Source organism: Nocardia sp. NPDC004654 (assembly GCF_040609595.1).
In the GTDB taxonomy this organism is placed as follows: Bacteria; Actinomycetota; Actinomycetes; order Mycobacteriales; family Mycobacteriaceae; genus Nocardia.
The window spans coordinates 392,602-419,573 of sequence record NZ_JBEXKI010000009.1; the positions used below are offsets into that span (position 1 = coordinate 392,602).

Below are 26,972 nucleotides of genomic sequence, written 5' to 3' on the forward strand. Positions count from 1 at the left end.
TGCCCGACCGAGGAGTTTCCATGACCTCAACACTTACTCCGTCGCCGATCTACTCGCCTGACGACCTCGACGCCGTGTGCGCCACCGAAGGCGAACGGACACTGAGCTGGCGTGAGTGGAACTCGCGTGCCGACCGCTTGGCCAGTTCGCTCGCCCGCCGGGGCGTCACCGCAGGCGATCGCGTCGCGGTGCGCATGCATACCCGCCTGGAATGGCTGATCGTCTCGCTGGCCCTATCCAAGCTCGGAGCAGTCATCGTCGCCGTGAATTACCGGCTCTCGCCGCCGGAGTCGCTGTACATCGCCAGCGACTGCGAGGTGAAGGCCGCGGTGATCGACGATCCTGAACCGTCGACAGTCGTCGAAGCCTGGAGATCGCTGGACCTCAAAGTCGTTGTTTCGGTCGATGTCTCGGCTGAAGGCACCGAACTGCTGGCCGACTTGATCGAGGAGGGCGAGGAACAGAATCGGGTCGCGAAGTCGTTGGCCCCGTTGATCATCTATTCCTCGGGCACCACCGGTGCGCCCAAGGGGGCGCCGCTAGCCAGCTTCCAGACCGACGTCGACGAGGCGGTGCTGCGTGACTACCGAACCTCGGTGCAGTTCGACTTCGCGGCGGGTGGTCCAGGTAATAGGACACTGATCAACCTGCCGATGCACCACGGGGCGGGGCCCTCCTACACCGAATTCGCGCTCGCCACCGGCGGAACGGTCGTCTTCCAGCGCCGCTTCGACGCCGAGGAGGTACTGGCGCTGATCGCGCGCCACCGCATCACCCACTGGGTTTCGGTGCCGACAATGCTGCACCGGATCCTGAAGTTGCCCAACGAGGTCCGAGAGCGCTACGACATCTCCACGCTGCGTTTCCTGCTCGGCGGGGCGGCGCCGTTCAGCGCCCAGCTCAAACAGCAGGCCATGGAGGTCTTCGGTGACGTCGTCCACGAGATCTACGGCGCGACCGAAGCAGGCATGATCGCCGGTGCCACGCCGGAGCTGTTGCGACGCAAGCCCTCCGCGACCGGGGTGCCCTTCCGGCAGGTCCAGGTACGTATCGTCGACGAGTCCGGCCGACCGGTCCCGGTGGGGACCGCTGGTGAGATCACAGCCAAGACCCCCGCAGTCATCAGCGGCTATATCGGCCGCGGTCCACTCGGCGCGGACAAGATCGACACTGAGGGCTACTACTTCACTGGTGATGCCGGTTACCTCGACGACGAAGGGGTGTTGTACCTGTCCGACCGCATCATCGACATGATCATCGCCGGTGGCGTGAACATCTATCCCGCCGAGAGCGAGGCGGTGATCGTGACACACCCGCTGGTCACCAATGTCGCAGTAATCGGGGTGCCCGATGACGATCACGGCGAACAGCCGATTGCGTTCGTTCAGACCGTTCCCGGCACCAGCGTCACCGCCGAGGACATTCTGGCGTTCTGTGAGGGCAAGCTGGCCAAATACAAGTGGCCGCGCGTGATCGAGTTCATCGACGAGATTCCGACCAATTCGATGGGCAAGACCCTCAAACGGGTTCTGCGTGAGAACTACCTGAGCGCCCGGGATGTCAAGGCATGAACATGATCTCGGCGGAGCCCGACCTCTACGACGTCGACGACGACGGTGTCCCTACCTTGTTCGGTCTGTGCGACTCGACTGGTTTCGTGTCCTTTCCCTTCCAGGAGTATGGATCCGAGTACAACGGTGACCACGGCGACCGCGTAACGCGGATCGAATTGTGCGGCACCGGGGTCATTTCGGCGATCACCCGGATCCACGCCCACCTCGACCCGAAGGTCGTGACTCCCTACCTGCTGGCGTCGATCGTGCTCGAAGAAGGACCATTGGTGCGTTCGGTACTGGTCGACGCACCGCAGGCGCAAATCGGCACCCGCGTGCGCGCGATCACCGTGCCCGTCGCCCGTGGGGACGAGCAGGTCGCCGAACTGCGCTTCACCCCGCTGATTCCCAAGGGGGACGCGTGAAGATCACTCTCGCCCAGCAGCGGCCGGTCTACGTGGCCGGCGTGGGCTGGCACCGCTTCCAGAAACCCAGCAACACCCCCTACATCCAGTTAGGGCTGACCGCCGTGCGTCAGTCACTCGGTGACGCCGGGATAGGGTGGCGGGCCGTCGACAGCGCCTACACCGCGACCGCTTTGCTCGGTATGGCGGCGTCGCGGCCTCTCTACAAGCACCTTGGTGTGACCGGGATACCGATGATGCAGGTCGAGAACGCGTCCGCTTCGGGATCCACGGCCTTCCGCCTCGCCTGTCACGACGTGGCCGCCGGCACTAGCGACGTCTCGCTAGTGCTGGGAATCGACAAGTTGCCGACCTCCGGCGCAGCTGGTCAGCCCACGGCCGTACCTTCCCTGGCCGCTGCCTATGTCCCGCCGATGGCGCATTTCGCGTTGTTGGCCTCGGAATACCTCGACCGCTATGCGGCGACGCCCGATCAGCTCGCGGCGGTGGCGGTGAAGAACTACGCGAACGCCGCATTGAACCCCAACGCCCAGCGCCCCAAGGCGCGCTCTATCGAGGAAGTGCTCGCCGGGCCCACGCTGGCTGGACCACTGACCCGCTTGCAGTGCTGCCCGATCGGTGAGGGCGCTGCTGCGGTAGTCGTCGTCTCCGACGACGCGATCGACATGCTCGGGCTGGACCGATCCCGGTGTGTGCGAGTGCTGTCGTCGGTACTGCGCAGCGAAGAGCTCTACGGCGCACGAAGCTTCGACGCGGAACTGACCCGCGCTACGGTGAGGGCCGCCTACGAACAGGCCGAGATCAGCCCGCACGATCTCGACGTGGTCGAGCTTCACGACGCCTTCACCATCGAGGAGTTGCAGTACGTCGAGGCAATGGGGCTGGTCGAGGAAGGCAAGGCGGCGGCAGCCTTGTCCAAGGGCGACTTCGATCGCGGTGGCCGGGTAGCGGTCAATACCTCGGGCGGCCTGCTCGGGTCCGGCCACCCCATCGGCCCGACCGGCGTGGGCCAGATCGGTGAAATCACCACCCAGATCCGCGGTGAGGCCGGACCTCGCCAGCATCCCGGTGCGCGAACCGGATTGGCGCACATGGTCGGTCTGGGCGCTGTGTGCGCCGTGCATATCTTGCAGGCATCAGAGGTTTCGGCGTGAAGCGTCTGGTGTACGACACAGAGCACGAGGATTTCCGCGCCACCGTCGCTGCCTACGTCGACAAGGAGGTGGCGCCGCACTGGGAACGCTGGGACGAACAAGGTCTGGTCGATCGTTCCGCATGGACGGCTGCCGGCGATCTCGGCCTGATCGGGATCGCGGTGCCAGAGCAATACGGCGGCGGCGGTGTACCGGATTTCCGCTACCGGATGGTGGTGATGGAGGAGCTGTGCCGGGCCGGAGCGAACTCGCTCAACGCCGGTCTCAGCGTTCAGGATGACCTCGTGGTGCCTTACCTGGTCGATCTGGGCAGCCATGAACAGCGCCACACATGGCTGCCCCGCCTGTGCGCGGGCACTGCGATCGGATCACTGGCGTTGACCGAGCCCGGCGCGGGCAGCGATCTACGCGGAATCCGCACCGTCGCACGCCGAGACGGCGACAGGTGGATCTTGAACGGCTCGAAGATCTTCATCACCAACGGCATCCTGGCCGACGTCGTGGTAGTACTGGCGAAGATCGAGCCCACCCCCGACACGGGTGGCTACGGCATCTTCGTCGTGCCCGCCGACCGCCCTGGATTCCACCGCGGCCGCAAACTCGACAAGCTCGGGTTACATGGCAACGACACTGCCGAGTTGGTGTTCGACCACCTCGTACTCACCGACGCCGATGTGCTCGGTACGGTGGGCAGAGGGCTGGCCCATGTGATGGAACGTCTTCCGCGCGAACGGATGTCGATCGCCGCCACCTCGGTGGCGGCCTCGGCCGCCGCGCTCGGCTGGACACGCCGCTACTGCTTCGAACGATCAGCATTCGGACAGCCCATCGGCGATTTCCAGGCCACGCGATTCACCCTCGCCGAACTCGAGACCGACCTCGACGCCGCAACCTCATTGCTCGATCGCGCCGTGATCCTCCTCAACGCAGGCGAACTGACCGCGGTCGATGCGGCCAAGGCCAAGTACTGGATCACCGATCTACATCAACGAATCGTCGATCGGTGCCTGCAGCTGCACGGCGGGTACGGGTACATGCGTGAATACCCCATCGCACGATCGTTCGCCGACGCCCGCATCCAACCTATTTACGGGGGCACGAACGAGATCATGAAAGACATCATCGGTCGTCACATCGCTGCCCAGGACCACGGAATCGGAGCATCCCGATGACCGCCGACCAAAACACCGACACAACCGAGACGAGCTTCACCGGCGGTGCGGGGCGGCTGGCTGGGGATCTATGGGTCGCGCCCGGATGCCGGCAGGTCGTGCTCTTGGCCCACGGCGGCGGACAAACCCGCCATTCGTGGCGCCGCTCGGCGCAGAACCTCCACCGTGATGGTTACACCGTCGCAACCTTCGATGCGCGTGGTCACGGCGCGAGCGACTGGTCGTCCTCCGCCGAGTACGCTTTCGAGGATCTCGCCGGTGATGTCGCGAGGGTGGTAGTGCAACTACGCGAGCGCACCGGAGTGAACAGGCCCGTTCTCGTCGGTGCGTCGGTGGGTGGTGCGACCAGCATGATGGCCCTGGCGTCCGATCCCGGCCTGGCTTCGGCGCTCGTGCTTGTCGATGTCACCCCGAAGGTCGAAGTCGAAGGCATCGAGCGAATCCGGCGTTTCGTGAACGCCGCGCCGGACGGATTCGACGATCTCGACGCGGTCGCTCGCGCGGTGTCGGCATACAACCCGAATCGCAAGACACCTGGCAACGTCGACGGATTACAGAAGAACCTGCGCCGCGGCCCCGACGGCCGCTGGTACTGGCACTGGGACCCACGGTTCTTCCGGGCGCGGAACGATGTCACCGCCGCGGGTCTGCAAGACATTCTCGAGCAGGCGGCGCGGCGGGTCAGCGTGCCCACCTTGCTGATTCGCGGCACAGCATCCGATATCGCCACCGACCAAGGCGTCGAAGTCATGCGTAGTCTCATACCCCACGCCGAAGTCGCCGATGTCGGCGGCGCTGGGCATATGGTCGCGGGCGATGACAACGATGTCTTCGCCGCGAAGCTTGTGTCGTTCTTGGACCGGCTATGACTACCGGAGGATGGTTCCCGCCCGAAGGTGATGTTCACGTGCGAATTTGGTTGGCCGACGTGGTCTTCGACTACACGGCCACCGCTGCGGCAATACCCAACTTGATCCATGATTGGGGCCAAAAGCGCTGGTGCACCATCGAATTGACACGTGGCAACATCGACAACTGTCGGTTGCTGCCGCGCCTGCCGTGCGAACGACTGTTCCTCGGGCCGTGACCAGCGATACCACGAATGGGTCAGGTTGATCAGCGAGCTGCGCTCGGCCTGTAGCGTCGATCCGTCCGAATGGTCAGTCGTTCGTGAAATCGTCGGCGCGGTATAGGCCACCCGCGACCCGCGGGCCGGGAACGATGCTCACCGCGGTTCGACCACGCAGGGCCGTCCGGACGGAGGCGGTGCCGTCATGGCGGGTGCGTATCCGCGCCACACTCGCGCCGGTGACGACGTATTCGGTGTCGGGGACCAGTCGTTCGAGGCCGAGCGTTGTCTCGACCGGTCCGTTACCCGGCCGCAGCACCAGAAACAGTCCGTGGCCGTCGGTTTCGGCGCGCGCGACGAGAACGTCCGGGTAGGGCGCACTGGCGAGGATAGGTCCGCGTGTCCAGGGGGCGGGCAGCTTGCCGTTGACGAGGGCGGCCATGACGCCCCTGCCGCCGAATCGCGCCATGGCGACCAGCAGGTCCGCCAAGTTCGACAGGCCCTGATGTCTTGCTGCCGCGCCCGCGTATAGCAGCGGATAGCGTTGGCGCACTTGGTGATCGAGAGCGGAGTGGATTTCGTCGGCACCCATTTCGCGCGCCGCCTGCAACACCATCGCGTAGGTCGGTCCGCCGCCGCGTCGGAGGCTGTAGTTTCCGACGTCGATGCGGTGTTCGAAGCTTTTGGGGAATAGCACCTTGCCGTTGGCGATGGTGAGGTGGCGGTCACGGATCATCGTCCAGGTCTGCTGGGCGAGGCCGGGCATCAGGGGATGCAGCCAGTAGGTCATCCAGGCGTCGTTGGCGAGCGACGGCGGTAGTGACGCGATGCCCGAACGTATGCGGCCCGTGAGGAACCTGCCGTCGAGCCGACGCCAGCGATCGCGCTCGTAGCTGGCGCGAACCCGCTGGGCGAGATCACCGCTGAGGTCGGTTCCGTGCAGGCGGTCGTGGATGTGCAGAGTGTTGAGGGCGAAGGTGTTGCAGATCGGGTAGATGAGATGCGGTTCGCACGGATATTGCGGAGAGTCCGGTCGTTCCAGCATGTTTCGCTGGATCGCCTCGGCCAGGCTGTGGAAACCGTAGTGGTAGGTTTTGGTGCGGTTCCAGCGCAGCGTCAAGGCGTCGGCTCGGTCGAGCGAACGATCAGCGTTCAGCGTTTCGTACAGCCCGATCATGACGCCGAGGTAGCCGGAGTACATGACGTTGGCGTGTGCGATGGGGTCGGGGTTCCAGCGTCCGTAGCCGACCAATTCCTGGTACGCCCAGTACCCCCACACTTTCTTGTCGCACATCTTCAGGATGGCCGCTCGTTGCGCATCGGCCAGGTAGCCGGTGAACGCGGGCGTGCGTGTTGCTTGTGCCAGCGACAGCGCCCAGCTCAGGCCGTTGAGCTGATAGCGCAGGGCGCCCAGCATGAGTTGGTCGACTTGGGAGAAGCCGTCGAACCTGTCCGGTGGCTGCAATGCCAGGTCGAGCAGGCGCCGCAGTACAGCGAGATCCTCGGGCGATGACTCGACGACGGGGAAGGCGTCGGCGTCGGACACCGACCACTCAGCGGCAGACATCTCATCGACCTACCGGTGTCGAGAAAGTGGTGAGCTCGCCAGGGACATACCAGCGTGCTCCTGGAGTGAAGCCGGTGTCGTGATCGGGTTGGCGCGGGCGTAGCCGCCCCAAGACGCGGTACATGGCGGAAGCCAGAGTCGCTGCAAATATGCAACACGGCATCGGAATTTCCCTCTCGACATCATCGTCGACCCCAGAACTCGACAACGCATGTTGTACGAAGTGGATATGCTCCCATTATGAGGCCGCGGACGCCCATGTCAACGCCCGCCATGAGGGAGCCGATGAACACACCGCCGGAACGCACGTGGAACGGAGTTTCCGCCGAGGACCGACGCGCCGAGCGCAGGCTGCGGCTCATCGAAGCCGGTGTCGAGATCATGGGAACCCAAGGGGCGCAAGCGGTTACCGTGCGTGCTGTCTGCCGGGCGATGCACATCAGCGAACGGCATTACTACCAGCTCTTCGACAGCAAGGACGAATTCCTGCTCGCCGTATACGACCACGTGGTCGAGGAAGCGTTGAGCTCGGTCGGTGCGGCGAGCGCGATCATCGAGGTCGATCAACCCGCAGCCCTGCGCCACTTCACCGGCCTGTGGATCGATTTCGTCGTCGCCGATCCCCGCTACGGACGGATCATCGCGGTGGAGGCGGCACGCAGTAAGGTGCTCGCTCAGCGGGGCAGGCAGGTTGCCACGACTATGCTCCAGATCTTTCTCACATATGCCGGTGGGGGAGGAGTCGGCTCAGAATCCGTTGGACGCAACGACGCTGACTTGGAGATCACCGCGACGATCCTGGTCACCGGGTTCTGGGGGCTGTTGCTGGCGTGGCTCGATGGGACTCTGATGGCGAATCTCGACCGCGACGAGTTGATCGAGCGTGTCGTAGCGCTGGTGCTGCGGGCGCTTCCCCCGGTGTACCCCTGACTCCGCGCGGATTTCGAGTCGGCGGAATGGCTCCGTGGTGGCCGGTTCGACGGTTCTGGTCGCGTTTTCGCCAGGTGGCCGCGAATCTCATGTTTCGGCCGCCTTTCTCCTGGTTGCCCACCAGGTCCCGCCGATAGCGTGGGAAGGGTCTGGCCAGGCATGCACCTCCGTAATCCATACGGTTCCCACTCACGGCCGTGCCGCCGATTCGTGGTGCACCGCCCCCACTGTCCAAGCACGGCTTCTGGACGAAGGACTTTCAGAGAATGCTCCACTCCTTCCGCCCGCAGACCGCTCGGTTGGTGACCAGCCTGGCCGTCGCCGCCACGGTGGCCGCGACGCCAGCGGTCGCGGCCACCGCCGAACCGACGTTGCCAGGCCCCGGAATTCGCTCCGGTGTCGGCAAGTGTCCGGCCAATCTCGTACTGGGCTCCCCAAAGGCCGAGGATCGCCCGCCGCGTCAGGACTTCACCGATTCCTTCGCCGCGCCGCGACCGGATCTGTGGTGCAGCGCCGATCTCGGTACGGTCTCCGGCCTCGAGTACGGACCTCAGGGCGCGCGATTCGGTCTACCCCGATCAGATGTGGCCGCCATGCTCAGCGATGGTGCGTTCCTGCACGACAATAATGAGATCTTGTCGACGAATTCGGCGGGAACCGGCGACAGCCTCCGCGTCACGGTATCGACGGAATTCACCAACCTTCGCGGCTCGGCCGGGTGGGGCTACTGGAACCGCGCCTTCGATCCCGCCGCTTTCAGCGTCGCGTGGTTCATGTACCAGACCGGCCCGGGCTACAGCGAAGCGATGGCTCAGCTGCGCGGGGTGCTCCAGTCGCTGGGAACCGACACCCCCGACGGGTTCTTCATCCTGGTGCGGCGGCCGGGAAACGGCCTTCCGGTCGTTGTGAAACTGGACGAGTCGCTCCTCGGCAGCGAGCACACCTACCAGATTGATCTCCACCCGGACCGTGTCGACGCACTGGTGGATGGCGAGGTGGTCGCCTCCGTATCCGGCGCGGCCGACGAAGCGGCTGTCCCGCCGCTGATCACTAACCTATGGCTCGACAACCAGTACTGGTCGCCGGTTCCCATATCCCAGTTCAACCCCGAGGGCCCCAGCTCCATGCGGATGTCGTGCCTCAGTCAGGCTCGCATCGGCGAGCACCCCTCCAAGTGCTGATCCACGGGCCATCCGCCTGATCGGTCGGCAGAACGATCCACCCTCACTCGCGGGCGCGGCCATTTCGATCGCGCCCGCGGGTTCGCGGTAAGGCATTCGGAGTCGGTGTGGTCGGCTCCTCAGCGCGCGGCGCGGCCGAAGCGGCCCGGTGTGGTTCCGGTCCAGCGGGTGAACGCGTGGGTGAAACTGCTGGCGTCGGAGTAGCCCAGGCGGGCGGCGACGTTTTCGACGGTGGCGCCGATTCGCAGCAGTTCTTCGGCGAGCATCTGGCGTGTTTCGGCGACGAGTTCGCGGTAGGAGGTCTGTTCATCGTCGAGGCGGCGGCGCAGAGTGCGGACGCTCAGGCGAAGTTCCGCCGCAATGTCTTCCTGGGTGGCGTCGGCACCGCGGGTGAGAAGGATGGAACGGACTCGGGAGGCGATTCCGTGACGGGCGCGGCGACGTTGCAGCACCTGGGCGGCTTGTTGTCCAGCGAGGGCGGCGGCGTATGGATTCGCCTGCGGCATGGGTAGATCGAGGAGCGCACCGGAGATCGTGAGCCGCGTGACCGGGGCGTCGAACTCGGGCCGGGTACCCAGCAGCTGAACCAGATCGTCGACGTATTCAGGTGCAGTGCAGGGCAATTCGACTCGATCCGGCAGTATGAGCTGTCCGAATACGTCACGATCCACAGTGACCAGCTCGGCCAGATCGCGCTCGATCAAAAACGTTCGCACCTCGGCGGGCACACCGGTGTAGTCGATCGTCGCGATGCCGGCGTCCTCGTCCGCATCGAAGCGCCAGCGGGCGAAGGAGTACACGATGTCCATGTAGTCGACGCCGATCCGCCAGGCATGCCGCACCGTCGGGCTGCTGATCACGGCGAAAGCCCAGATGCCATGGGTCAGTAGTCGATAGCGATAGCCCGCTCGCAATCCCAGCGCCGACACTTCGGCGAGCTCACGCACCATAGTTTGGATGATTCGCAATTCCTGTCGCGCAAAGATTTCGGCGGTCGGATCGGCCAGCATCGCGGGTGTGACGCCAGTGCCGTCCAGACATTGCGCCATGGTCATGCCATGTTCGATGGCGAGTTCGACCAGAATCGCCGCGCTGGCGATCGAGCGCTGCATGTTCATCCGGTCGCTCATGCGCCGATGGTCACAGCAGTGGCCCAAATCTTTCAACTTCTGACCTCGCTGCTCATAGTTGACCGAATCACTCGTTTCTTTCCTGGCGATAGCCGACCCAGGCCAGGAGTTCAATGGTGAGCACCAAACTCGTGTGCCGAGTGGACCGGGGGCGGGTGGGGAAGCGCATTCGCTCCGCCCCCGCGAGCCACCGATTGGGATCTCACGCATCATCGAAACAAACTCGATCCCGTCATTTCGGTCAGCCGAGCAGCGCCGCAGCGAGCATCGAGGCCATGGCCACGTCCATCGCGAAGTGGGGGAAGACGCCGATTCGATGCGAGTGCAAGGGATTACGCGTGGCAGGTGCTGGCATCGTTGTGGCAAGGACCACCACTACCAGCGCGTCCAGCGCAAACAGCGCGGTCATCAGGTACCCAATGAACGGTATCGGGAGTGATTGCGCGGCAGTGCCTTCCATATGGTGTGCGCCATGCCCGCGGTGGCCGAGCGTCGAGTAGGCCATGGCCGCCGCGGCCACGAGGTGATAGCCGGACGCGGCGATCCCATCGATGTTCCGTGTCGGTCCGGTCCTGCGACATCGGATGAGATGAACCGTCAGTGGGCCGATGCAGGCTACCGCGAATACGAGAAACACCGCGGTCCACAGCGAATGGGCCACTGATGTCGTCAGCATCAGCAGCATTGCCGTCGACATGGCTAGGTGGGCGGCGTCGGATTCGCGATTCACGGCGTATGCGCCAGGAGTTTCGGCTACATCTACCCCGCGAATCACCAGCAGCCGCAGCGTGGTCCACGCTGTCCCCGCGACGAGCAGCCCGACCAGAATCCACCGTGCCGTTTCGTGCGCTGCGAAATAGTCTTCCATCGAGCCTCTCGATCAGTTCATCGTCCTTCGTCGCCCAATGTCGCGTGTACCACCTTTCAGTACAGTTGTTGCACAGTCAACAAGTATTTCGGCACGTCCGACTCGTCGCCTCGTCGGCGCAGTCCGCAGCGTCATGGGCTCAACCGGCATTTCTTTCTCAAGGGCCCCTCCGAGCCAGTTTCCGCGCGTCGCGCGCCCGGAAACATCCCATCGTCATGGCATAGGGTGTGGCGGCCAGCTCGTCTCCCTGTAGGCGGAGGTATTCGCGGCCTACCTCGCCGGTAAATGACCATGGGCATCAGTAGCAGCGATTCGAGGTCGACACCCGAACTGATCGTGGATGGATCCGCCACCGGGGAAGGCTTGGATTGCTTGGACCGTCAGGCGAAGTCGGTAGGGGCGGTTTGTGCGGGGCCCTTGGCGGCAACAGGTTTGTCGGGCAACCGTCCCCGTTGCGGGTGCAAATCGGCGTCCAGTCAGCCGACCGTCGTCTACGACTACGACACGTTCGCCGCCGACCTGAACACGGTCCTCGAGACGCTGGATCTGCAGGATGTCGTGTTGGTGGGATTCTCGATGGGTACGGGCGAGGTCGCCCGCTACATCAGCCGCTACGGCACCGGGCGGGTGGCGAAGGCAGCCTTCCTCGCCTCCCTCGAGCCTTACCTGCTGCAGACCGAGGACAATCCGGAAGGGGCGGCCCCACGTGAGTTCTTCGACGGCATCGTCGACAAGGCCAAGAAGGACCGCTACGCCTACTTCACCGAGCTCTATGCCGGCTTCTACAACGTCGACGAGAACCTGGGCACGCGACGACTGAGCGAGGAAGCGCTTCGCCACAGTGGGGTCGTCGCGGCGGGATCCGGTGCGCATGCCGCGGCCGCCGCGCCGTTGACGTGGTTCACCGACTTCCGTGACGACATCCCGGCGGTCACCGTGCCGACCCTGATCGTGCACGGCACTGCAGACAACATCCTGCCGATCGATGCCACCGGGCGCCCGTTCTCACGGCGAGTGCCCCAAGCGGAGTACGTCGAGATCGAAGGCGCTCCGCACGGTCTGCTGTGGACCCACGCGGATGAGGTCAACGCGGTATTGCTGGCGTTCTTGGCGCGCTGAGCAACATGGGCGGCCGCGGTGGGGAAGGCTCGACATCGACCTCCCGCCGCAGCCGACTCAGTTCTGCCGTCCGGGTCGGCAAACCCGCAGACCCGGACAGGCTCTGGCCGGGTGGGTCGGTGAATCTTACGACGCAAATCGTCACCGGCACGCGTGCGGCTCGGAGACGTGCGGGCCGTGACGGCGCCGCCTCGATGCCAATAGCGCTGGGTGAACGCACCGAGGTCGGTATCGTTCCCGGGTCCCTGTGATTCCGCCCGAAGCGTTCTGATACCCCTGATGTTCCGGGCAGAGCAGGGAATTCGCCGAATGAGAACGGTCCGCACCGTTGCGGGTTGTCCTTGTCCTCTGTGTCACCTGCCGCGAGGATGAATCCACTCCGGGGCACTCGATCCGCGGGGTATCAGAATCGGGGAGTAGGCGCCCGGGGTCTTGGACATGTGCACCTGCTCGGTGACGCCTTGGTATCGGCCCAAAGATGTATCGGCGGTGAAGGTTTCCGGATCCAGGTAAGCGTGGTCTTCCCCGCGCCCAGCGGTCTCGTGGGCATAGGTTCTGTCGAAGGTGCCCAGGCTCAGGATCCACAATGCGGCCCGGGTGAGCGAGACGTGCACCCGGTAGCTGCCGCCGACCCGCGCGCGCCGCGCCAGTGCCTCGACCACCCCGACGGTCATCAGCCACGACACGATGTAGTCGTTGACGACCAGGATCGGTGGCAACGCCGGCGTGTGGCCGTCGCCTTCGAGATGCATCATGCCGACCAGACTTCCTGCGCTCTGGTCGAATCCGACTCGATCGGCCCACGGACCACGCTCCCCGTTGAGCGAGGCGGTGGCGTGGATGATGCCCGGACGCAGCTGGGCGGCCTGGGTCGCGCCCAGGCCGATCCGTTCGAGGTAGCCGGGGCGGCGGTTGGCGAAGAAGACGTCGGCGCCGGTCAGCAGTGACCGGATCAGTCGCGCACCGTCCTGGTCGAGCGGGTCGATGGTTGCCGATCGGACGCCGACGTTGGCGCTGGCGTAGGTGGCGTCGTGTTCGAGTTCGGTTGGCCGCCATAGGTTCAGCACGTCGGCGCCGTGCAGGGCGAGCGCGCGCCCGACACCGGCTCCCGCGATGACGTGCCCCATCCCCAGGGCTCGTACTCCGGCCAGTGGGGCATCGGCGAAGGGCAGTGGTTCGGGGTCGCTGTCGCCGATGCGGGTGATCTCGATCAGCGGCATACCGGCCAGCGTCCGCTGATAGTGCGGTTCGGCGAGGAGTTCGCCGGTGGTGCGCAGCATCGGGATGACGACGCCGGCGTCGGCCGCGGCGGATTCGAGGTCGACCGCGTTCCACCGGGCGATCGCGTCCTCGACCGCGGTTTCGGTGTCCGGCACGCCCAGTAGGCGCTGGGCCCTGAGCTTGATCTTCGGATAGGGGTTGAGCGGCATCACCCACCGGCCGTCGGCCGCCTGGTAGAAACGGAACCCGAACGCCTGGCTCGGGTTGGCCGGTGCTGCCGGTGGATAGCCGTTGAGCAGTTCCCATCTGCGATCGTAGAACGGGCACAACCGGTGTGGCGCGGTGCGCAGGTCCACGGCGATGTTTTGACCCGGGCCGCCGCGTACTTGCCACAGTTTGGCGATCGCGGCGGATTTGGCGGCCAGCGCGATCGCCGCCGCGCCGCCCAGCCGCAGGGTGCTGGGCACGACCGGATCCGCGCCCCGGAAGGCGATCGTGCCTCCACTGTCGGCGGGCCCGATACCCACTTCGGCGAGCAGGTCGGTGAGTTCGGCGTGCGCATCGAAGGCGTCGTCGGTGGCGGGTCGCGCGATCGCCGCGTCGAGCCGCTGGTTCAGTGTGGGCACGGATCACTCTCCGCCGGTGAACAAATCTTCGGGGATCGCAACGGGTTTAGCGCGCAGATACTCGCCGACGGCCTTGCCGACCTGATCGATGCGCAGATTCGACGAGCCCCCGGTACCGAGCAGTCCGCGCAGCACGAAATGCACCGCGCGCAGGTGCGGAAATTCATGGCGCACGATGTCGAGATCCTTGGTCTCAGGCATAAGGCGCCGCAGCTCGTCGGTGGTGAGATACTCCCGTAGCCACGGCCAGACCCGCTCGTGAGGGGTCCAGATGCCGACGTTGCTGTTGCCACCTTTGTCACCACTGCGCGCGTAGGTGAGTGCTCCCAGCGGCGCCTGCCGCACGGGCCGGCGCGCCCAGGTGGCCTCTGACGTGGAGTCGTCGGGTTGGTTCACGAGGTCGGTCACCAGTGGCGGCGCGATCGCCAGCACCCGGCCGTCGGCGGTCACCACGCGGTGGTCGATCTCGGTCATCGGCAGCAAACCGGGCCAGTAGTCGACTCGGGGCTTCACCGTCGCGTCCAGCACGCCGCCGCCGTCGTGGAAGTAGCCGGGGATTGTCTGCAGGTAGAGGCTGGCGACCCGGCGGGCGAACTGGTACCGCGTCAGGGCCTCGGCCGAGCCCGCGGTAGCCATGATCCGGACCGCGACGGTGGCCTCCCACTGGGATTCGGGGTCGTCGGCGACGACACCGATCGGGGTGAGATCGATATCCACTCCCTCGGGTGCATCACGGCGCAGCTGCGCACCGAGCAGCGAAATCTTCTCTGCCACATCCAGACCGGTGACGTAGACGGTGTTGACGAGGCTGTAGCCGAGCACACCGAACATCGCGACCTTCGTCGTCGCCGGTGGCGGGAAGCCGAGCGCACCGCGGACCTGCACCCGATCGGGACCGACCTGGGCGAGGCGAATGTTCTCGAGATGGACGGTCACATCGGGATTGAGGTAGCGGGGCCCCTGGATTTCGTAGACCAGCTGCGCCGTGACGGTATCGACGGTCACCGCGCCGTCGTCGTGGGCATGTTTGGTGATGACACAGCTTCCGTCGGAGGCGATCTCGGCGATCGGGAAGCCTGGCACGAGCATCTTCTCGAGGGTGGTGAACCCGGAGAAGTTGCCGCCGACAGCGTGCGCTCCGCATTCGATGATGTGCCCGGCGACGACGCCGCCGGCGAGCTGGTCCCAGTCGTGGCGGTCCCAGCCGTGCCACCATGCCGCTGGTCCCAGCGTCAGCGAGGCGTCGGTCACGCGCCCGCACACCACGATGTCGGCGCCCTGTTCGAGCGCCGCGGTGATACCCCACGCCCCCAAATAGGCGTTCGCGGCGATCGGGGACGCCTGCCAGGACGCCAGTGGCGCACCGGTGTCGAGATTGTCGAAGTGATGGCCCGCGTGCTGCAAGTCCGGCACCTGCGACAGGATGTTGTCACCCTCGATATGGGCGACCGACAGATCAGCACCGGCATCGGCGATTTCCTCGCGTAGCACCGCGGCCAATGCCGCGGGATTGAAACCGCCCGCGTTGGTGACCACTTTGATGCCGCGCTGCGCGATGGTGGTCAGGTGCGGGCGGAATTGGTCGAGGAAATACTGCACGTAGCCCAGACCGGGATCGTGGTGATGGCGCGCCGACAACGCGGCCAAAGTGATTTCCGCGAGATAGTCACCCACCAGCACGTCGACCGGGTCACCAGCGAGCGCCTCATCGACGGCGGTATATCGATCGCCGAGATACCCGCTGAAGTTTGCGATGCGAATCGCCTTCTCTGCCAAGGCTGATACCTTCTCCTGGAGATGATGCCCCTGCGGCCCTGCATCGAACTAAGGGGCGGCACGGAATCCGACCAGAACCGATCGGAAACGATGAACATGACCGGCCTGGGCATGTTCGGCGTGCGGAATGTTCTTGCGGTGGAAATGATGCATCTGCGCTACTTCGTCGCAGTCACAGAACAGATGCTAGGAGCGGACACTTTCGGTATCGCTGTCCTACAGTGCTAGCGAGTAGCCGCCATTGACCGGGATGGTTTGGCCGGTGATGTAGCTCGACGCGTCGGAGGCGAGGAACAATACTGCGTTCGCGGCATCGCTGGGCTCGCCGAAGCGACGGACGATGTAGTTCGAGAGCACCTTCTTTGCGAAAGCTTCATTCTGGATCTGTGCTTCGATCGCGGGGGTTCGTGTCGCGCCCAGCGCAATGCAGTTCGCGGTGACGCCGTAGCGACCACCCAGGCGGGCCATCGCCCGAGTGAAGCCTGCTGCACCGGCCTTCGCACCCGAGTACGCCTCCATACCGTTGATCTCCCCGACCCGTGCCGCGTCGGAGATGATGGTGACGACTCGCCCCCACCCGTGGGGAACCATCTGCGCAAGACCGCAGCGGGTCACGTTCATCACGCCGTCGAGGTTGACGTGAAAGAAGCGACGCCAGTCCTGCGGTTCCTGTTCCCAGAAGGGAAGGGCGGCCCGCGTCGATACAGGACCGGCCCCGGCGTTGCCGGCATTGTTGACCACGATCGAAACCGGGCCGAGGCCGTGTTCGCTGAACATGCGGTGCACCTGATCGAAATCGCCGACATCGGCCTGAGCGGGACGGGCGAGGTAGCCAGCGGAAGTAATCGCTTCAGCGACGCGCTCGGCGCGGTCGAGATCGAAGTCGTTGACGATCACATGGGCGCCGAACTCGGCCAGCGTGATGGCGATTTGCCGCCCGACACCCTGACCGGCGCCGGTCACCAAGGCGACCCGGCCGGACAGGTTCAACAAATCGGGGGAGGTCACTGCAGGCCCTTTCGAATGTCACGCTTGAGAATCTTTCCCATTGGACTGACGGGAATTTCATCGACGAAGTGAAACTCGCAGGGCCACTTGAACTTTGCCAACCTGCCGTCGCAGTAGTCGAGTAACTCCTCGGCGGTGACTGCGGATCCGGCGCAGCGCTGTATTGCGGCGATGGGCTGCTCGCCCAATTCCTCGTGCGGGATCCCGATCACCGCAGACAGGGCCACGCCAGGGTGGGTGTCGAGGACGGCCTCGATCTCCGCTGGATAGATGTTGACTCCACCTGCGATGACCATGTCGGTGATGCGGTCGTAAATGTAGAGATACCCGTCCTCATCCAGGTGGCCCACGTCGCCGGTACGGTAATAGCCGCGGGGGAGGAGTTTGTCCGGCCCCAACGGGCCGCGACCGATGTATCCGCTGATCATCACCGGTGTGCGGACCACGATCTCACCTGTGGTGCCGGTGGGTAGTTCGTTGCCTTCTTCGTCGACGATCTCGAGATCCACGTGCCGAAATGCGCGGCCGCTGGTCGAGGGGCGCTTCCGAAGGTCTCCGGGCGTCGCACCCGCCATCATGCCGGCCTCGGTGCAACCGTAGATCTCGTAGAGGACGTCCCCGAACAGCTCCGTCGTCTGTGCCTTGAGGTTCGGTGCGAACGGGGCTGCACCGCCGAGAATGAATTGCGTGCTCGACACGTCGTAGCGTGCGCGGATATTCGGGGGAAGGCCGATAATCCGCTGCAACATCGTCGGGACGGCGATCCAATGGGTAACCCGGTGGCGATCGATCAGTCGTAGGGTGTCCTCTGGGTCGAACCGCCGCTGGAATATCACCGTTCCCCCGGCCTTCAATGTGAAGCGGGTGTATGAGGGGCCAGCGCCGTGGTGCATAGGCAGGCTCATCAGCGTGTAGCAGCCTGGACTCACCGAAGCTCCGTCGAAGAGAACAGACGCCTGATAATCCTCGAGCTGCTGTGCTTCCGGCGCTACCTGCCAGCCGCCGAGCGGGGCCCCCTTCGGGGCACCGGTAGTTCCGGACGAGTAGATGATGATCGGCGCGAGATCGTTGGCAGGGTGCGCGTCTGTGCTCGCGTTGACGATGAGATCGTCGTAGAAGGCAGCGTCGGCAGTGCGGACCTCGAGGGTGACGATGGCGGTGAGGTCGAGTTTTGACCATGCCGTGATCAGTGGTTGCGGATCGGCGTCGTCGATGACCGCCGCACTGACCTTGCAGTCACTCAGAATATAGGTCGACTCGGGCGGGGCAAGCTTGTAGTTGACTGCGACGGCCGTCCCCCCAACCTTGGAGATGGCCATTGACACGATGAGCCATTCGAGTCGGGTCCGAAGTCGGATTGCCACGACGTCGCCGCTGCCGACACCGAGCCGGTGCAACGAGGAAGCGAGTCGATTCGATTGGTCGTCGAATTCGAACCAGGTCAGCGTCCGGTCACCCTCGATCGCACAGACCGTGTGTGGGTCGGGAGGAGCGAATGCGATGCCGCATTCTCGGTTGGGTGTCATGGAATCTCCTTTGATTCGGACGAGTTCGAGCAAGCTTCGAGGGTTTTCAGGAAGGCCCGCCGCGTGTTCCTCCGCTGACCGCGATGACTTGACCTGTGACGTGGCGCTGGTCGGGCCGGTTGATGGTGAAGACAGTGATGTGGTCTTCGAACCGTTCGGTGAGAACGGGGCCGGAATGCCGCGCCATGTGTTGCTCCTAGCTTGCGGCCCTTCCTACGGGAAAGGCCGATCAGGTACGTGACCCACCTTACAGACTTGCTAGTCGCACAACAAGTTTTTTCCGACTGCTCCGCCGCTCCGACGCGACAGCGCCCCTGGCGCCAGCGACCCCCCCTGTCAGGCGTTCGCCACCAGCGCGGCCCGGGCCATGTTGATCGACGCTGTGATCGCGGCTTCGCGATCGACTTTGTCCGGGTCGACCAGGATCTGCAGCAGAACCCCCCGCAGGATGCCTTCGATCACCACCGCCATCCCCTGGGCGTCGATCTGCGGGGACACCTCGCCCAGGTCGACGGCTTCGCCGATCCAGGTGCAGATCATCGCTCGAATGGCCGCGTTGTTCTCGGCGACGGCACCCAATAGTTCCGACTCCGCCGTCAGGGCTTCGACGAGGATGACGTACATCGCACGCGCGGAGTACGAGTGTTGCCAGCTTTCCTGCAGGTACACGCGGAGGAGATTCTCGATCGCAGCCAGGCCTCGACGTTCGTTCTCGTGGAGTTCGGCCTCGACGAGTCGGCGAATGTGCGCCACCACTTCGGCGATGCACTGCTCCTTGGATCCGAAGTGATGAGTGATCAGCCCTCGGCTGACTCCTGCCTTCTCCCCGATCGCGGCCAAGCTGGTCCTCGCGTAGCCGCGGGTGGCCAGCAGTTCGATGGCGGCGTCGATCAAGCGACGCCGCGATGCTGCCCTACGTTCGGCCTGCGTCCTGCGTTTCTCCACCCGGATACAGTACCGGCCGCGGACGTTCCGGACTTTCGATGACGAGGCGCAACAGGACGCTTGTTGACTGACCAGCAACTATAAGGCAGAGTGCGTGAGGCCGAACGACGCAGGATGGTCTCGGCTCGCCCTTGATTCTCCACGCATCGTGGTCGATGTCCGTCTCGCCTGGAGTCAGCTCAGTGGAATTCGATGAGGTGAACCTCGATCGACAAGACATGGTCTACGTGGATGGGGCTTTCATCCCGGCCTTGACCTCGTAATCGGTTCTGGCGAACCACGCCACAGCCGCGTGCAGAAGAGATTCAGGAGAAGACGAAATGGCCTGGACCACAAGAGAAATTCCAGACATGAGCGGTCGCACCGCCGTGGTGACCGGGGCGAACTCCGGTCTCGGATTCGAGACCGCCCGTCAGCTCGCCGCACATGGCGCGCACGTCGTGCTGGCCACGCGTGACCAGGGCAAGACGCTGGCGGCAATGGAGCGCATCCGAGCCGAAACACCCACTGCGTCACTCGACAACGTGACCATGGATCTGGCCGAGCAAGCCTCGGTATGGCGCGCAGCCGAACAGATCCGCACCGCACACCCGCGAATCGACGTGCTCGTCAACAACGCTGGAGTGATGGCAGTCAGCCAGGCCACCACCATCGACGGTTTCGAACGGCAACTGGCCGTCAATCACCTCGGGCATTGGACGCTGACGGCACTGCTGCTGACGGCACTGCTGCGTACCCCGCACTCTCGGGTGGTGACCGTGACCAGCACCGCACACCACATCGGCAAACCGATCGACCCCGGGAACCCACACCTGCACGGCCGGTACACGCCGTGGCACGCCTACGGGCAAGCCAAGCTCGCGAACTACCACTTCGGTCTGGGACTGGACCGGGAACTGCGCAAGGCTGGAGCGCACACCGCGAGCCTGATCGCGCATCCGGGGGTGGCGAGAACCGGGCTGCAAGCGGCCAGCCTGCGAGACAGCGACGGAGGACGCAGCCAACGGCTGACCGCAATGCTGGCCCGCTATACCGGAATGTCGGCGCAAGCCGGTGCCCTACCGCAATTGAGAGCAGCGACCGACCCGGCCGCGTGCGGCGGGCAGTTCTACGGCCCGCTGCTGGTCAACAGCGGACCACCGATACGCAAGCCGATCCTGCGCAGATTCGATCTGGATCCCGCGATCAGCCGGCTGTGGTCGGTCTCGCGAAACGAGACCGGGGTCGCGATCGAGATACGGCCTCGACCGAATGCAATGCCTTGCTGATCCGGGCATCGTCATCGCGAAACCATCGCGCGATCGAGACGCACATCTCCATAATCGCGAACGAGGCGAGTACGGTGCGGCGACCGTGAACACACCAGCCCATTCGGATGTGAACACAACCGGTCGCCTTGCGGATCAGGCAGCAGTGCGGCAGCTTCGCATGGGGGACGTCACGTTCACCTATGTGGTCGACGGCGCGATGGCTCTCTCGCCATCGCTGTTCTTTCCCTCAGTACCCCAGCAATTCTGGGACCAGAATCCCGAATTCCTCGACACCGGCGGGCGTATTCCCATGTCGGCGGGCGGTCTGCTGATCGAGCGCGACGGCCACTACGTGCTGATCGACACTGGTGTCGGCGAGATGGCCATCGACACCCCCGAAGCCACGGTCGATTGCGGTGCGATGCCGGCAGTGCTGGAGCAACTCGGAGTGGCCCTGGCCGACGTCGACGTGGTTGCCTTCACACACAGTCATTTCGACCACACCGGCTGGGCGATCCGGCCCAGCGTCGGCGGGACATCGGCGCCCATGTTCGCCAACGCGCGGTATCTCGTAGGGGCCACGGAGTGGGGACCGTTCGACTGTGGACTGCACCCAGCAGGCAGCCCTGATCCCCTCTCCGTGATCGCGCCGCTGCGGGCACTGTCGCACTCGATCGATGACGGCGCGGTCGTGGCACCGGGAATCACGGCTCTCGCGACCCCCGGACACAGCGCGGGACACATATCCTATGTCGTCACAACATCGGCAGGGTGCTTGCTCGCATTCGGGGACGGTTTCCACACGCCGGCCCAGCTGAGCAACCCCGAGTGGTGTTCGGCGGCCGACGCAGACCCCGCGAGCGCCCGCGATGCGCGCCAGCGTCTGCTCGAAGAGCTCAGCAAGCCCGACACAGTGGGCTTCGGGATCCATTTCGGTGACCAACCGTTCGGCCGCATCGCCTTCGACAGCAGCGCACGCCCCGTGTGGCAACCGATCCCGAGCACTGTCGTGCGGCAACCGCCGCGCCCGTCCGATAACAAAGGCAAGCCGACAACCCATGACCAGAACGATCCTCATCACCGGCGGCGCATCCGGCATCGGCCGTGGCCTGGCCCACGCGTTCCATAGCCGCGGGCACGAGGTGATCATCGCAAGCCGCAACGAGACCGCACTGCAGGAGACAGTGAACGAGCACCCAGGAATGCACTACCACATGGTCGACGTCGCCGATGCCGCCTCGGTCAACGCCTGCGCACTCGAGATCGCCGAGCAATTCCCCCGGCTGGATACGGTGATCAACAACGCCGGGCTTCAGAAACTCATCGACTTCGCTGGCCCGGATCCGGTCGACGTATCGGCGATTGACGCCGAAGTCGACATCAATCTCAAGGGCCTGCTATATATGAGCGCAGCGTTCGTGCCGATCTTGGCACGCCAGGATCATGCGACATTGATTCAGGTCAGTTCGGCGTCGGCCTTCATCCCTCTCGCCCACGCCCCGGTCTACTCCGCCACCAAAGCCGCCGTGCGGTCGTTCACCCACGCGCTGCGATTCCAGCTGCGCCACAGCGGCATCGATGTCATCGAACTCATTCCGCCGGCAGTCGAGAGCCAGCTGCACGACGACATTGGGTTCACTCCGCCGGGTGTCATGGCGCTCGACGAATTCATCACCGAAGCCTTGAACGGCATCGACGCCAATGAGACCGAGATCGCAGTCGGGGCCGCGAACCAGGCCATCGACGCCAGCCGGCAGGTTCCCCTGCCCGCCTTGATCGAAGGGGTCAGCAACCTTTATGCCACAGCGATGCATAGCAGCGCTGTCAGTAGACGGTCGCGCGGCCACTCGTACCCATCCGTCTCCGTAGAACCGCAGAGGTGATTCGATATGACCACCGAGGCCGTGAACGCATGGCACACGTCACCGACGAGCTCAACGAAGTCCTGGACACCCTCGATACCGACGAATGGCTCGTGCCCTCGGCGTGTGCGGGCTGGCGCGTTCGTGACGTGATCGCTCACCTGGGATCGCTGGCGTGCGAGGTGATCGAAGCACTGCCCGAACCGCCGCACACCCCGCCTATGCCCGACAACCGTGAACGCCGGCACGACAGGCAAGTGATCGCCGCCGCGACTGGAGCACGGCCAAGGTCGTTGACGAATTTCGCACCTACGTAGCGAAATTCGACTCCCTGGTACAAGCAGCGCAAGCCGAACCATTAGCGTCCACGCCGCTAACCGTCGAGGGATTGGGCACCTACCCGTACCACGCCGGCGCCAACGCTCAAGTGTTCGATTACCACTGCCATCTGCGTCACGACATCCTCGCACCGCGTGGCCCCATCAAGCGAACACTGTCGGCACCCGACCACCAGGTCGTTCACGAGGCAATCGAATGGATGATGTGGGGGCTGCCCCAAATTCAGGGCGACACCTTGACTCCCCTTGTCAACCAGCCGATTACCCTGCGATTCACCGGTGCAGGCTGCAGCGAATGAACAGTACATCCCGCTGCCGGCCCCGGTCAGCCACTCACCGTGACCGAAACCGCGGACAGCCCCCTGACGGTCACCTCCGACGGACACGAATTCATCGCATGGGGCACACAACGCACCAACTGGCGTGACACATGCGCCATCAGCGGAGACGAAACGCTGGTGGCCGCCTTTCTCGACACCCTCAACATCATCTAGGAGCACAAACGATGAGAGTCGACGGACGTGTAGTTGCAGTGACCGGCGGTGGCAGTGGGATCGGCGCCGCCCTCGCACGTGAAGCGGCACGCCGCGGCGCCGCGGCCATCGCGCTGATCGATATCGATGAAGCAGCAAGCCAGGCTGTGGCACAGGAAATTTCATCCTCTGGGACCCCCACGACGGCCTACCGCTGCGATGTCTCCGACCCCGACGATGTCGACCGGGTGGCATACGAGGTCACCGATGACCTCGGCGTCCCCGCGCTGGTGTGCGCCAACGCCGGGGTGATCACGAACGCATCGCCGTTGCTGACCGAAACAGCGGACAACCTCAACTGGGTACTGTCGGTCTGAGTGCCTGTGAACAAACTGCTCATTTCTGGGTACGGGCCAGCCTCCGAGACATGAGCGTGATCATCGACCAGGTGACCATGGCTTCGTGGTGTGCGGGTAGGCGTTCGTAGTCGCGGACGCATCGTCGGCGTCTGGTGATCCAGGCGAGGGTGCGTTCGACGACCCACCGTCGGGGTAGGACAACGAATCCGGTTGTGTCGTCGCTGCGTTTGACGATGTCGAGGGTGAGTGCGAGGTGCTGGTGGGCCCAGCCGACGAGTTTGCCGGCGTAGGCGCCGTCGGCCCAGACCAGGGTGAGGGTGGCGAAGAGTTCACGCAGCTGGCGCAGGGCTGGACGTGCGCCGTCGCGGTCTTGGATGTTGGCGGCGGTGACGTGAACGATCAGCAGCAGCCCGAGGGTGTCGACGATGACGTGGCGTTTACGTCCGTTCAGCTTCTTCCCGGCATCCCAGCCGCGGGAGGCTGTGGCCGATGGTTTCGGCGGCGCGCACGGTTTGGGAATCGATGATCGCCGCGGTCGGGTCCTGATCTCGATCGGCGTTGGCGCGCAATCGATCTCGTAGGTCGTTGTGCACGGCCAGGACGTCGCCGTTGTGCCACCAGCGGGTGAACAGGCCGTAGACGGTGCGCCAGGGCGGGAAGTCGCACGGGAGGTTGCGCCATTTGCAGCCGTTGTCGGCCAGGTAGAAGATCGCGTCGATGATCTGGCGGCGGCAGTATTCCTCGGGCCGGCCTCCGCCGCCGTCGAGCCAGACCGGCCACGGCAGCACCGCCGCCAACTGCTCCCATTGCGCGTCGGTGGTGTCGGAGGTGTATCGGCGCACTCTGCCCGGTCGACGGGCGCCGTGCCCGAACCTGCACGCCACACAACCGCAACCGGTTTCGGCGATATCGGTGCCAGCGGATAGGGTTGCGCAGTAGAACGTCATGGGGCGGGACCTCGTGGGCAGCGACGGTTGTGGTGACTGCTTGGCTACCACTTGGTCCCGCCCCCACCGCGGTGCCACACCGCACGAGGGCCGGGTGTCAATCACCCACGACGCCACCATCATTGCGCGATCGTGAACATCCCTGACGGCTGCTGCACCGCCCATCCTCGCTCCACCAGGCGTTTCAGCTTCGACCGCAACCCTTCCACCTTCGACCGCTCGGTCACCGCGATCCCCAATTCCGCCGCGACCTGCCCGGCCCGCAACCCGGAACCGGTCTCGGCCAGCACCGCCAAAATCTCGCAGTAGTCACCCGGCAACACCGCCGCCGCGTCCGCACCCGCTGACCGCTGCGGCACAAGCACCAACCCGATCCCACGCGCCGACTCCGAAACCGGTTGCGCCTGTCGGGTATGCACGCCCACCTCAACCCCGCCCGGCTCGCCGGGAACAGTCGGTTCACCGGCATCGACCTCGCCGAACAACTCCGCCATCGTCTCCCGAGTGATCACCAGCCTCGACAACCGCAACTCCTGCGCGACCAGCTGATCGGTCAACTCACCGATCTGGCGACGCAACCGCGCTACCTCCTCGGCCAGCCCCGTCTCACGCCGAGCCAACTCCTCACGCCAGGACACCATGACCGCCTCCATCGGCCCCCACAGCTCCGACGATAAACCGCCAGCAACCAACCCGACAGGCACACAACGAAAACCGCAGATCACCACGCCAGAAGAGCTATCTGATCAGTTTGTTCACAGGCACTCACACAGGATTTGATCGCACACGCCAGATTTCCTCCGTGTAGCCAGGGATGGACGGGTGGGTACATCCGGGTGGCAATCACTCGGCCGGCGAGCCTCGAAGTAGGGGCCTTTGCCTTGGCGCAACAAGTCGGCTGCGCTGGCGTTTCGGCGGCTGGAATGACCGACATGCCTGCCACCGATTGAATGGGAGACCTGCAGCCTGTCCGATGTCGTCTTCCGCTGCCTGATCACCGACGAACGAGCCGCCGCCCACCCCTCCACGGCAACCACGGAAACGGCTGTGTTGCAGGCGGCTTGACATAGGAGCATCCGGGAACTCGACCCGCGCCACCGCTAATCGCCGGGTTCATCGACGAATACCGCCGGGTCTTCGGTGTCGAGTCGATCTGCTGTGCGCTGTCGGTGCATGGAGTGCAGATCGCGCCGCGGACCTATCGCAATGCCCGTCACCGGCCGCCGTCGGACCGCGTTGTCGCCGACGCTCATCTGCACAACGCCCTGCGGGATCTGCAGAACTGTCCCGAAGCGGTGTCTGGGAGATGGAAGATGGTGCACTACCTGCGAAGACATGGATTCGGCGTGGTGTTCTGCACCGTCGACCGGCTCATGGGTGAATTCGGCCTGACCGGTGTGGTGCGAGGCCGCCGACATGGGTGTCTATCCCTGTGTCGGTAGCAGATGCTGTAGTGAAGCGCAGGTGATGTCCGCCCGACGGCGCGGCTCGGTGCGCGCAGGAAGGTCGAACGAAACGAATGAAAATCAGCCCAGTGCGCGGTGAACCCGCTGGTCAACAAGTGTCGTCCCCACACGCGTGGGGGTGAGCCCGCTCGCAGAGCTGGCAAACCAGGAAGTAAGAAGTCGTCCCCACACGCGTGGGGGTGAGCCCGCGTCGAACAAAATGCCGACCGTGCTGGACGCGTCGTCCCCACACGCGTGGGGGTGAGCCCCGTGCCGGGCGGGAGGCGGTGCTCGAGCGGCTGTCGTCCCCACACGCGTGGGGGTGAGCCCTGTGAAGTGTGCCGCGACTACGACTTCCATCAGTCGTCCCCACACGCGTGGGGGTGAGCCCAACAACCCCATGACCGTGCCGTTCGCCTTCTTGTCGTCCCCACACGCGTGGGGGTGAGCCCGTAAGCGCCAGAACGAGTTTCTGGAGGAGGCGGTCGTCCCCACACGCGTGGGGGTGAGCCCGAGCCGAACAGCTCCCGGTTGTCGGTGACCGCGTCGTCCCCACACGCGTGGGGGTGAGCCCGAGCCGAACAGCTCCCGGTTGTCGGTGACCGCGTCGTCCCCACACGCGTGGGGGTGAGCCCTGCTGGGTATCAGGTTGGACAGATAAGCCATGGTCGTCCCCACACGCGTGGGGGTGAGCCCACCCACGTGTGGCCCGGCACCGGGCGAACCTTGTCGTCCCCACACGCGTGGGGGTGAGCCCCAGGCCACTAGCGCGCTCACGCGCTGGTCTACGGGTCGTCCCCACACGCGTGGGGGTGAGCCCCGCGACCGGAGCTTGGACATGTACCGGCCGATGTCGTCCCCACACACGTGGGGGTGAGCCCCGCCCTACCAGGACGAAATCGACGGGCCGGGAAGTCGTCCCCACACGCGTGGGGGTGAGCCCAGCTCGTCGGCCCTGTTCCAACTCAGGCCGAGGTCGTCACCACACGCGTGGGGGTGAGCCCAGATGGAATCGCTCCGCACCTGAC

29 protein-coding genes and 1 CRISPR repeat array (1 of these 30 running past the window's edge) are annotated in these 26,972 nt (G+C 64.8%); of the genes, 16 read left to right on the forward strand and 13 right to left on the reverse strand.

Features of this window, described 5'->3' with window-relative positions; translation table 11 throughout:
* The first annotated feature begins 20 nt into the window (after positions 1 to 20).
* Genes ABZV58_RS29375 through ABZV58_RS29400 form a run of 6 tightly spaced genes read left to right on the forward strand, consistent with a single transcriptional unit; the run spans position 21 to position 5,391 of the window.
* Complete coding sequence (locus tag ABZV58_RS29375; protein ID WP_355003421.1) at positions 21 to 1,571, forward strand: AMP-binding protein; 1,551 nt, start codon at positions 21 to 23, stop codon at positions 1,569 to 1,571.
* A complete protein-coding gene (locus tag ABZV58_RS29380) occupies positions 1,568 to 1,978 on the forward strand; it encodes an OB-fold domain-containing protein (RefSeq protein ID WP_355003422.1) in 411 nt (136 codons plus the stop codon). The genes ABZV58_RS29375 and ABZV58_RS29380 overlap by 4 nt, the downstream gene beginning before the upstream one ends.
* Entirely contained in the window at positions 1,975 to 3,132 is a 1,158-nt protein-coding gene (locus ABZV58_RS29385; protein WP_355003423.1) for a thiolase family protein, read from the forward strand. The genes ABZV58_RS29380 and ABZV58_RS29385 overlap by 4 nt, the downstream gene beginning before the upstream one ends.
* The gene (locus tag ABZV58_RS29390; RefSeq protein WP_355003424.1) at positions 3,129 to 4,304 is read left to right on the forward strand and encodes an acyl-CoA dehydrogenase family protein; all 1,176 of its coding nucleotides are present in this window, start codon (positions 3,129 to 3,131) and stop codon (positions 4,302 to 4,304) included. Before ABZV58_RS29385 ends, ABZV58_RS29390 begins: the two co-directional genes overlap by 4 nt.
* On the forward strand, positions 4,301 to 5,173 hold the full coding sequence (locus tag ABZV58_RS29395) for an alpha/beta hydrolase (RefSeq protein ID WP_355003425.1): 873 nt from the start codon (positions 4,301 to 4,303) through the stop codon (positions 5,171 to 5,173). The genes ABZV58_RS29390 and ABZV58_RS29395 overlap by 4 nt, the downstream gene beginning before the upstream one ends.
* The gene (locus ABZV58_RS29400) at positions 5,170 to 5,391 is read left to right on the forward strand and encodes a hypothetical protein (protein ID WP_355003426.1); all 222 of its coding nucleotides are present in this window, start codon (positions 5,170 to 5,172) and stop codon (positions 5,389 to 5,391) included. Before ABZV58_RS29395 ends, ABZV58_RS29400 begins: the two co-directional genes overlap by 4 nt.
* A 73-nt stretch (positions 5,392 to 5,464) precedes the next feature.
* Here the strand turns inward: ABZV58_RS29400 and ABZV58_RS29405 are convergent, their stop codons facing one another.
* On the reverse strand, positions 5,465 to 6,940 hold the full coding sequence (locus ABZV58_RS29405) for a hypothetical protein (RefSeq protein WP_355003427.1): 1,476 nt from the start codon (positions 6,938 to 6,940) through the stop codon (positions 5,465 to 5,467).
* 285 nt (positions 6,941 to 7,225) lie between these two features.
* On the opposite strand from ABZV58_RS29405, the gene ABZV58_RS29410 reads away from it, so the two are divergent.
* Together ABZV58_RS29410 and ABZV58_RS29415 are read left to right on the forward strand one after the other, a co-directional pair.
* Complete coding sequence (locus tag ABZV58_RS29410; RefSeq protein WP_355003428.1) at positions 7,226 to 7,870, forward strand: TetR/AcrR family transcriptional regulator; 645 nt, start codon at positions 7,226 to 7,228, stop codon at positions 7,868 to 7,870.
* Positions 7,871 to 8,454: 584 nt separating this feature from the next.
* The gene (locus ABZV58_RS29415; protein ID WP_355003429.1) at positions 8,455 to 9,051 is read left to right on the forward strand and encodes a hypothetical protein; all 597 of its coding nucleotides are present in this window, start codon (positions 8,455 to 8,457) and stop codon (positions 9,049 to 9,051) included.
* A 119-nt stretch (positions 9,052 to 9,170) separates the two neighbouring features.
* Here the strand turns inward: ABZV58_RS29415 and ABZV58_RS29420 are convergent, their stop codons facing one another.
* Positions 9,171 to 10,295, reverse strand: a complete 1,125-nt coding sequence (locus tag ABZV58_RS29420; RefSeq protein WP_355003430.1) for an AraC family transcriptional regulator — start codon at positions 10,293 to 10,295, stop codon at positions 9,171 to 9,173.
* Between the two features lie 127 nt (positions 10,296 to 10,422).
* A complete protein-coding gene (locus ABZV58_RS29425) occupies positions 10,423 to 11,049 on the reverse strand; it encodes a DUF5134 domain-containing protein (protein ID WP_355003431.1) in 627 nt (208 codons plus the stop codon).
* 417 nt (positions 11,050 to 11,466) lie between these two features.
* Here ABZV58_RS29425 and ABZV58_RS29430 point away from each other — a divergent pair, with 417 nt between their 5' ends.
* Entirely contained in the window at positions 11,467 to 12,168 is a 702-nt protein-coding gene (locus ABZV58_RS29430; protein ID WP_355003432.1) for an alpha/beta hydrolase, read from the forward strand.
* Between the two features lie 353 nt (positions 12,169 to 12,521).
* On the opposite strand, the gene ABZV58_RS29435 is transcribed toward ABZV58_RS29430, so the two are convergent.
* From ABZV58_RS29435 to ABZV58_RS29460, 6 genes are all read right to left on the reverse strand, one after another.
* Positions 12,522 to 14,015: a CoA transferase gene (locus ABZV58_RS29435; protein WP_355003433.1), complete on the reverse strand. Its 1,494-nt coding sequence runs from the start codon at positions 14,013 to 14,015 to the stop codon at positions 12,522 to 12,524.
* 3 nt (positions 14,016 to 14,018) lie between these two features.
* Positions 14,019 to 15,791: an acyclic terpene utilization AtuA family protein gene (locus ABZV58_RS29440; protein ID WP_355003434.1), complete on the reverse strand. Its 1,773-nt coding sequence runs from the start codon at positions 15,789 to 15,791 to the stop codon at positions 14,019 to 14,021.
* A 216-nt stretch (positions 15,792 to 16,007) separates the two neighbouring features.
* Positions 16,008 to 16,799, reverse strand: coding sequence for an SDR family NAD(P)-dependent oxidoreductase (locus ABZV58_RS29445; RefSeq protein ID WP_355003435.1), 792 nt, complete (start codon positions 16,797 to 16,799; stop codon positions 16,008 to 16,010).
* Positions 16,796 to 18,325, reverse strand: a complete 1,530-nt coding sequence (locus ABZV58_RS29450; protein WP_355003436.1) for an AMP-binding protein — start codon at positions 18,323 to 18,325, stop codon at positions 16,796 to 16,798. The genes ABZV58_RS29445 and ABZV58_RS29450 overlap by 4 nt, the downstream gene beginning before the upstream one ends.
* 46 nt (positions 18,326 to 18,371) lie before the next feature.
* Entirely contained in the window at positions 18,372 to 18,512 is a 141-nt protein-coding gene (locus ABZV58_RS29455; RefSeq protein ID WP_355003437.1) for a hypothetical protein, read from the reverse strand.
* Between the two features lie 149 nt (positions 18,513 to 18,661).
* Positions 18,662 to 19,270 carry a helix-turn-helix domain-containing protein gene (locus ABZV58_RS29460; protein ID WP_355003438.1) on the reverse strand — a complete coding sequence of 203 codons (609 nt, stop codon included), beginning with the start codon at positions 19,268 to 19,270 and terminating at the stop codon, positions 18,662 to 18,664.
* A gap of 320 nt (positions 19,271 to 19,590) precedes the next feature.
* Between ABZV58_RS29460 and ABZV58_RS29465 the strand changes: the two genes are divergently transcribed.
* From ABZV58_RS29465 to ABZV58_RS29495, 7 genes are all read left to right on the forward strand, one after another.
* Positions 19,591 to 20,538: an oxidoreductase gene (locus ABZV58_RS29465; RefSeq protein WP_355003439.1), complete on the forward strand. Its 948-nt coding sequence runs from the start codon at positions 19,591 to 19,593 to the stop codon at positions 20,536 to 20,538.
* A gap of 85 nt (positions 20,539 to 20,623) precedes the next feature.
* Positions 20,624 to 21,649 (forward strand): MBL fold metallo-hydrolase, encoded by a 1,026-nt coding sequence (locus ABZV58_RS29470; RefSeq protein ID WP_355003440.1) that lies wholly within the window; start codon positions 20,624 to 20,626, stop codon positions 21,647 to 21,649.
* On the forward strand, positions 21,579 to 22,403 hold the full coding sequence (locus ABZV58_RS29475; RefSeq protein ID WP_355003441.1) for an SDR family NAD(P)-dependent oxidoreductase: 825 nt from the start codon (positions 21,579 to 21,581) through the stop codon (positions 22,401 to 22,403). The genes ABZV58_RS29470 and ABZV58_RS29475 overlap by 71 nt, the downstream gene beginning before the upstream one ends.
* Positions 22,404 to 22,432: 29 nt before the next feature.
* Complete coding sequence (locus tag ABZV58_RS29480) at positions 22,433 to 22,699, forward strand: maleylpyruvate isomerase N-terminal domain-containing protein (RefSeq protein WP_355003442.1); 267 nt, start codon at positions 22,433 to 22,435, stop codon at positions 22,697 to 22,699.
* 71 nt (positions 22,700 to 22,770) lie between these two features.
* Positions 22,771 to 23,019: a hypothetical protein gene (locus ABZV58_RS29485; protein WP_355003443.1), complete on the forward strand. Its 249-nt coding sequence runs from the start codon at positions 22,771 to 22,773 to the stop codon at positions 23,017 to 23,019.
* A 39-nt stretch (positions 23,020 to 23,058) separates the two neighbouring features.
* Positions 23,059 to 23,214, forward strand: coding sequence for a hypothetical protein (locus ABZV58_RS29490; protein WP_355003444.1), 156 nt, complete (start codon positions 23,059 to 23,061; stop codon positions 23,212 to 23,214).
* An 11-nt stretch (positions 23,215 to 23,225) separates the two neighbouring features.
* Positions 23,226 to 23,570, forward strand: a complete 345-nt coding sequence (locus ABZV58_RS29495; protein WP_355003445.1) for an SDR family NAD(P)-dependent oxidoreductase — start codon at positions 23,226 to 23,228, stop codon at positions 23,568 to 23,570.
* 19 nt (positions 23,571 to 23,589) lie between these two features.
* Here the strand turns inward: ABZV58_RS29495 and ABZV58_RS29500 are convergent, their stop codons facing one another.
* From ABZV58_RS29500 to ABZV58_RS29515, 4 genes are all read right to left on the reverse strand, one after another.
* The gene (locus ABZV58_RS29500) at positions 23,590 to 24,105 is read right to left on the reverse strand and encodes a transposase (protein WP_355003466.1); all 516 of its coding nucleotides are present in this window, start codon (positions 24,103 to 24,105) and stop codon (positions 23,590 to 23,592) included.
* Positions 23,990 to 24,394, reverse strand: coding sequence for a transposase (locus ABZV58_RS29505; protein WP_355003446.1), 405 nt, complete (start codon positions 24,392 to 24,394; stop codon positions 23,990 to 23,992). Before ABZV58_RS29505 ends, ABZV58_RS29500 begins: the two co-directional genes overlap by 116 nt.
* A 224-nt stretch (positions 24,395 to 24,618) precedes the next feature.
* Positions 24,619 to 25,140, reverse strand: a complete 522-nt coding sequence (locus tag ABZV58_RS29510; protein WP_355003447.1) for a hypothetical protein — start codon at positions 25,138 to 25,140, stop codon at positions 24,619 to 24,621.
* 459 nt (positions 25,141 to 25,599) lie between these two features.
* A complete protein-coding gene (locus tag ABZV58_RS29515; RefSeq protein WP_355003448.1) occupies positions 25,600 to 25,917 on the reverse strand; it encodes a hypothetical protein in 318 nt (105 codons plus the stop codon).
* A 145-nt stretch (positions 25,918 to 26,062) separates the two neighbouring features.
* Positions 26,063 to 26,972: direct repeats of the CRISPR family, unit length 29 nt; unit sequence GTCGTCCCCACACGCGTGGGGGTGAGCCC; it runs 403 nt beyond the window's last position.

Bases quoted from the DNA above. Each gene is read 5' to 3' on its own strand.
- ABZV58_RS29375 (WP_355003421.1), top strand. From the start codon at position 21: ATGACCTCAACACTTACTCCGTCGCCGATCTACTCGCCTGACGACCTC.
- ABZV58_RS29380 (WP_355003422.1), top strand. From the start codon at position 1,568: ATGAACATGATCTCGGCGGAGCCCGACCTCTACGACGTCGACGACGAC.
- ABZV58_RS29395 (WP_355003425.1), top strand. From the start codon at position 4,301: ATGACCGCCGACCAAAACACCGACACAACCGAGACGAGCTTCACCGGC.
- ABZV58_RS29400 (WP_355003426.1), top strand. From the start codon at position 5,170: ATGACTACCGGAGGATGGTTCCCGCCCGAAGGTGATGTTCACGTGCGA.
- ABZV58_RS29405 (WP_355003427.1), bottom strand. From the start codon at position 6,940: ATGTCTGCCGCTGAGTGGTCGGTGTCCGACGCCGACGCCTTCCCCGTC.
- ABZV58_RS29410 (WP_355003428.1), top strand. From the start codon at position 7,226: ATGAACACACCGCCGGAACGCACGTGGAACGGAGTTTCCGCCGAGGAC.
- ABZV58_RS29425 (WP_355003431.1), bottom strand. From the start codon at position 11,049: ATGGAAGACTATTTCGCAGCGCACGAAACGGCACGGTGGATTCTGGTC.
- ABZV58_RS29450 (WP_355003436.1), bottom strand. From the start codon at position 18,325: ATGACACCCAACCGAGAATGCGGCATCGCATTCGCTCCTCCCGACCCA.
- ABZV58_RS29455 (WP_355003437.1), bottom strand. From the start codon at position 18,512: ATGGCGCGGCATTCCGGCCCCGTTCTCACCGAACGGTTCGAAGACCAC.
- ABZV58_RS29465 (WP_355003439.1), top strand. From the start codon at position 19,591: ATGGCCTGGACCACAAGAGAAATTCCAGACATGAGCGGTCGCACCGCC.
- ABZV58_RS29475 (WP_355003441.1), top strand. From the start codon at position 21,579: ATGACCAGAACGATCCTCATCACCGGCGGCGCATCCGGCATCGGCCGT.
- ABZV58_RS29480 (WP_355003442.1), top strand. From the start codon at position 22,433: ATGGCACACGTCACCGACGAGCTCAACGAAGTCCTGGACACCCTCGAT.
- ABZV58_RS29495 (WP_355003445.1), top strand. From the start codon at position 23,226: ATGAGAGTCGACGGACGTGTAGTTGCAGTGACCGGCGGTGGCAGTGGG.
- ABZV58_RS29510 (WP_355003447.1), bottom strand. From the start codon at position 25,140: ATGGTGTCCTGGCGTGAGGAGTTGGCTCGGCGTGAGACGGGGCTGGCC.
- ABZV58_RS29515 (WP_355003448.1), bottom strand. From the start codon at position 25,917: ATGTCGGCGGCCTCGCACCACACCGGTCAGGCCGAATTCACCCATGAG.